This window comes from Streptomyces sp. SID1328, from assembly GCF_009865595.1.
Taxonomy (GTDB): domain Bacteria; phylum Actinomycetota; class Actinomycetes; order Streptomycetales; family Streptomycetaceae; genus Streptomyces; species Streptomyces griseoluteus.
This window is the reverse complement of record NZ_WWKH01000024.1, coordinates 1-4,636: the sequence shown is the minus strand read 5'-3', so window position 1 is coordinate 4,636 and position 4,636 is coordinate 1. Positions and strand designations below refer to the sequence as shown.

Annotated in this window: 5 protein-coding genes and 1 pseudogene; 2 read left to right on the top strand and 4 right to left on the bottom strand. The window is 69.1% G+C overall.

From position 1 onward, the window contains the following. The 4 genes from GT030_RS00735 to GT030_RS00720 form a co-directional block, all read right to left on the bottom strand. A partial coding sequence (locus GT030_RS00735; RefSeq protein ID WP_161199322.1) for a type IV secretory system conjugative DNA transfer family protein occupies positions 1 to 1,163 on the bottom strand: 1,163 nt, incomplete at its 3' end. Between the two features lie 231 nt (positions 1,164 to 1,394). Further along, the gene (locus GT030_RS36030; RefSeq protein WP_237522132.1) at positions 1,395 to 1,685 is read right to left on the bottom strand and encodes a hypothetical protein; all 291 of its coding nucleotides are present in this window, start codon (positions 1,683 to 1,685) and stop codon (positions 1,395 to 1,397) included. A gap of 254 nt (positions 1,686 to 1,939) precedes the next feature. After that, positions 1,940 to 2,290 (bottom strand): 2'-5' RNA ligase family protein, encoded by a 351-nt coding sequence (locus tag GT030_RS00725; RefSeq protein ID WP_346009527.1) that lies wholly within the window; start codon positions 2,288 to 2,290, stop codon positions 1,940 to 1,942. An 83-nt stretch (positions 2,291 to 2,373) separates the two neighbouring features. Continuing rightward, positions 2,374 to 3,165, bottom strand: a complete 792-nt coding sequence (locus GT030_RS00720) for a transglutaminase domain-containing protein (RefSeq protein ID WP_161199321.1) — start codon at positions 3,163 to 3,165, stop codon at positions 2,374 to 2,376. A 372-nt stretch (positions 3,166 to 3,537) separates the two neighbouring features. Between GT030_RS00720 and GT030_RS00715 the strand changes: the two genes are divergently transcribed. Both GT030_RS00715 and GT030_RS00710 read left to right on the top strand, forming a co-directional pair. Then, positions 3,538 to 3,843: a hypothetical protein gene (locus GT030_RS00715; RefSeq protein ID WP_161199320.1), complete on the top strand. Its 306-nt coding sequence runs from the start codon at positions 3,538 to 3,540 to the stop codon at positions 3,841 to 3,843. A 172-nt stretch (positions 3,844 to 4,015) separates the two neighbouring features. Further along, positions 4,016 to 4,636 (top strand): annotated as a pseudogene (locus GT030_RS00710) (hypothetical protein); the annotation flags it as partial.

Here is a 4,636-nt window from a genome sequence, read left to right as displayed (position 1 = left end):
GCGGTGAACACGGCGTCCGCGAGGGCGGCCACCACGGCGCTCGCCGGGCCGCCCTTCTTGCTCAGCAGGTACAGGGTGTCCTTGCTGGTGGCGAAGTGCTCAGGGTCGAACCGCGGGAGCCGCGTGTCGGGGGTTACCCAGGCCAGCACCCGCTCGTCGCGCAGCGCGCTGACGGCCGTACGGGCGTTCTGGAAGATTCCGGACTGGGTCTCTTCGGCGATGTTGATAGAGGAGTCGACTTGCTCGGCGAGGACCGGTTCGTGCTGGTAGAGGATGCGCATCGGCGCCTTCTCCGCCGGGTCCGACAGCCACTTCATGACGTCGCGGACGGTGCCGCCGTCCCAGTATGCGGCCCGGAACAGGCCGACCAGCAGGTCACCGGCGGCCTGGGACCAGAACGGGTCGGCCTGCTCGGAGGTGATCTGGGTGACGAAGTGGGAGGCGAGGCGTTCGGCGCCTTCCAGAGTCTCGGCCTGGGCGATCATGTCCCACCACATCTGCCGCTCGACCTGGGCGACTCCCTGGGTGTCGAGCACCCACGTCGTGCCGATGCGGGCGCGGGAGGCGAGGGTGGCGGCGTAGACGTCGGCCTTGTTCGACGTCATCAGCAGCGCGCCCGGCGCCTCCTCGGCGACCGGGATCGCCAGGGACGTCGACTTGCCTGCGCGGGGGGCCATGATGGCGACGAAGGTGTCCTCGTCCGACCCGCGCAGCTCGGTGCCGGAGGGCAGGTGGTCGCCGAGCAGCACGCCCCGGTCGGCGGGGGCGAGCTTCTTGGGGTCGGTGTCGCGAAGGGACGCCCGCAGCCGGGTCGCGGTGCGGGCCGCGTGCTTGGGCGTCAGTTCCCGCACCTGGTGCAGGGTGGCGAGGCTGGAGGGGTTGCGGTGCCACTTGAACGCGAGGCGCAGGCCCCAGACGACAAGGGCGACGACGGCGACGTCGAACAGGGTGGCGCCGATCAGGGAGGCGGTCTGGGAGTGCGGCCAGACCGCCGACCAGTCGGTGACCATGCGGTACACCGTCAGCGGGGAGGCGGGCGCGGCCGTCTCCCCGGTCAGGGCGGCGCCGGCGGCGGCCCCGGCCCAGGTGGACGCCGCCAGCGCGGCCGTGCCACCGAAGAAGACGCCTCCGGCCGCCCACATGCGGTCGTTCTCCGTCATCATCGGCCGCTCACCCCCGCTCCTTCGTCCGTGCGGCGGCGCCGGTTGGTGTCCGTGCGGTACAGCCGCTGCTCGACGGCAGTCAAATCCAGCGCGCAGGCGATGCCCGGCCCGGGAGCCCACCTTGATCAGGTACTTGCCGCGTCCGGGGTGCCGGGTGCCCTCCTCCTCGGCCGCGGAGCCGGACTCGTCGTAGGTCGGCTCGATGTCGAGCCCGGTGGACGTCGCCGACGACTACGAGCCGATCATCATGCGCTCCTGCTCGGCGAGGGAGCGCTTGCCGGTGACCCGGCGCAGCTCCTCCTCCGAGGACGCGCCGATGACCCACGTATCGTAGCGGTCCATCAAGCCCCGGGCCTTGGCCCGGTCGACCTCGGTCGGCAGCGCCTCCACGTCCAGGAGGGGGTGGGTGACGTGGATCGTGACGTTGTTGGTCGTTCTGTTCAGACGGGAGATCGCGTCCATGGCGTCCACGAGGCCCTGCCCGGAGCGCAGGCCACGCCACATCTCGTCCATGGGCAGCACGAGTTCGCAATCCTCAGGCCGATGCTGCGGGCGGAGTCGATGCTGCTGTACGTGTACGCCCACGTGGCGATCATGCCCGCGGCGCGCTCGGCCTGGTCCTCAATGGCTTTGACAACGGTTCGTGGCCCCACCTGACAGCCAGGGCTGGTCCCCCGGAGTTGGCGGCAACATCATCGGGACCGGCACCGACTCATACCGCCTCGCGCACGCCGAGACCCAACAGGGCAACGGCTGAGCGACCAGCGCAACCGCGCCTACTCCAGCGGGAAGGAGGCCCGCTGCCGCCACCGCGTCCCGTCGTGGACCAATAAGTCGACCGACGAGACCTGCACGACGACGGGGAGACCGGTGAGCAGATCAGACTCGGCCTTTTCCATGACAGTCTCGTCCTGGCCCTGGGCGATGGTCAGATGCGGGACCACATCGTCGACCTGCCCACCGAACGGCGGGTTTTCCGGCCATCGCTCCACGATGGCCTCGGTGAGACGCCTGAAGCCAGTGTCCGGTTCGGGGGCGAGATACAGCACGCCTGGAGACCGGCCGCAGTGCGGCAGCGCCTCGACCGAGCAGCTCGTGAGATGCGGCTCTACAGCGATGTGCTGCACAACCCCACCTCACGGCTGCCGACCTCTGCCGCCGCCGTCTCGCAGCTGACGCCGAAAGAGAATGACCCGCTTACCTCAGAGCACTAGAGTCCGGCGGCTCGTCGGCCCAGGACGGGCTCGGCCAGGAGTCTCGCCAGGCCACACAGGGTCTGGCCGTGCTGGGCAAAAAGCTCGTCTCGGGAGTCGAAGCGCCCAAGATCCGTGAGCAGGTACGCCGAGAGATCACACGAACCGTCCGACGCGGGGCAGGCCGTGGCGCCGTCCCAGTCGACACTCGTTCTGGACAGCGCCTCGAAGAGCGTCTCCGGACCTGCGTTCGTGAAGCCGCCGCCGATCCGTCCACGCGGCTCGCCGGCACCGCCGAAGAGCTCGGACACCGGCAGCCAGGGTGCGGCGGCGTGGCCGGCCTTCGACAAGCCCTCGATGCGGAACTCCGGCCAGGCCAGCACTACTTGGTTGGGAACAAGCCGACGTAGCCGGGGGAAGCGTGGGTACCAGAATGTGCCGTCCACGACCAGGCCTCGCACCCGGGAGGGAACGCCCCACGCCCGCGCAACCGCTTCCAGTACGGCCATCCGCTGACTGCAGGAGCCGCGGCCGAGCCGCAGGACCTGGGATATTGGTCGCGCCTCCTGCACCGAGTACACGGGGCGAACCTCTGCGGAGATCCACCGGTGTGCGTGGCGGAGGGCCGCCACCTTCGCTGCGGGCCCCTCCCTTTCCTGGGTCGCCATGCCGATACTCCGCACGATGGACCGGACCCGCGGATGTTCCCAATCGAGAATCCGCGTCGGCGTCGTTCCTCCGCACGCACCACGGCCGCCGGCCACGGCCTGTCGAGCCCGCCCACACGGCGTCAGCAGCATACTCACCATGACCGGCCCCTCCTGCCCGATTGCAGCCAGTCTCCCAGGTCTTTTGAACACGTTCAAGTGCGACTGGGGTAGGCAGGGCATGCGGGCCGCGCTGCCGATGCGGACCTGCGCGTCGTTCGCCCGTACGAGCCAGCACCCGGTCTCGCCGACCGAAATCGGCACCGTCGCCCACCGACAGCGCACCGGGTCAGCACTGCCCTGTAACTGCCACTTGGCCAGGGCCGGCCCGGTAAACCTTCTCGGTCACGGCACTAGACGGCATCGGCGTGTCAGCTGGAGCCGATGGTTCCGTGCGAGGCCGGGGGGATTGTGTTGGACAGTCCGAGGTCGAGGCGCTTGTCCATTTCCAGCCGGAAGGTGCCGTACGGGTTGATGTTCGACCAGAACAAGGCGGTCAGCCCGCGCCGGTCCTCGTCACTGAGTCTCGCGGCCTGCGTGACCCGTCAGGGTGCGCAGCTGCTCGGGGACCGCGGCCAGATGCAGGCCGCCGCCGACCACGTCAAGGCTGGCTGCCACGCCGGTCAGGACGTGCAGCAGGAGGGGAGTGGTGCCAGTTGCGTGCTTCCTGATTACGGTGTTTTTGCTGTGTTTAATGCGGCTTTCGATAGGGCGAACGTTAGACCATTCGAGTTAATCCGATTCCTGCGCATGGTCGGGATTTGGCTCGTGTGCCTGTAATGGAGCAACCGACTGTGGGTGCCCATCCTCTGTCGTGGTGTCAGACGGCGATCGCTGGATCGTTGTCCCCATGCATGGGCACCCCGGCAGGTGAATGCCTGAACCGCACCAGCAAGGGGTGCGGCGGTATGCGGCAGCCCACACCCGACTCTCCTCAAGAGGGGCTGCTCTCATGGCAGTAACCATCATTCCTTCAACGGTGGCGGCTTGCTCGAACTTCACCGCCCTCGTCACCGGCGCGCCCGCCGCGGCCACCTCGGCCGTCTTCAACTACGACGGCGCCACCCCCCAGACGCTGCCGGTGGTCGCCGGCGGTGCCGGCCCTGCGACGTTCACGGCCGTCGGCTCGGGCGTACAGCTGGTCTCGGTCAGCTACGTCGACGCCGGCGGCGTCGTGGTGGGGAGCGACAGCGGTACCGTCACCGTCACTGCGGCACCGGCCGGGACAATCTCGACGACGCTGTCCGCCCCAGGCGGGACCACCACAGCCACCACCACGCTGACCTGCAGCGCTGGCCTGACCTCCGTCAACGGGACCCTGACCTACACCCTGCCGGGCGGAACCACGGTCACGGCCGCAGTGGTCAACGGCGTCGTCGTCCCAACCAATCTGGGGGTCGCGCTGACAGCAGGTCAGACGGTAGGCGTCAGCTTCACTTCGGCAGCCGGGTCGTGTGTGGCCTGCACCTTCACTCCGATCACCGTCAGCGTCCCCGCAGCGCCGTCCTGTCTCGTGCTTCTGCTGCCGCCGACGGGGGCGGTGGTGGCCGGTCAGCCGACCACCCTGACCGCG

What these genes read in the sequence shown, in the direction of transcription:
- GT030_RS00720 (WP_161199321.1), bottom strand. Translation starts at nt 3,165, where the DNA reads ATGGTGAGTATGCTGCTGACGCCGTGTGGGCGGGCTCGACAGGCCGTG.
- GT030_RS00715 (WP_161199320.1), top strand. Translation starts at nt 3,538, where the DNA reads ATGTTCGACCAGAACAAGGCGGTCAGCCCGCGCCGGTCCTCGTCACTG.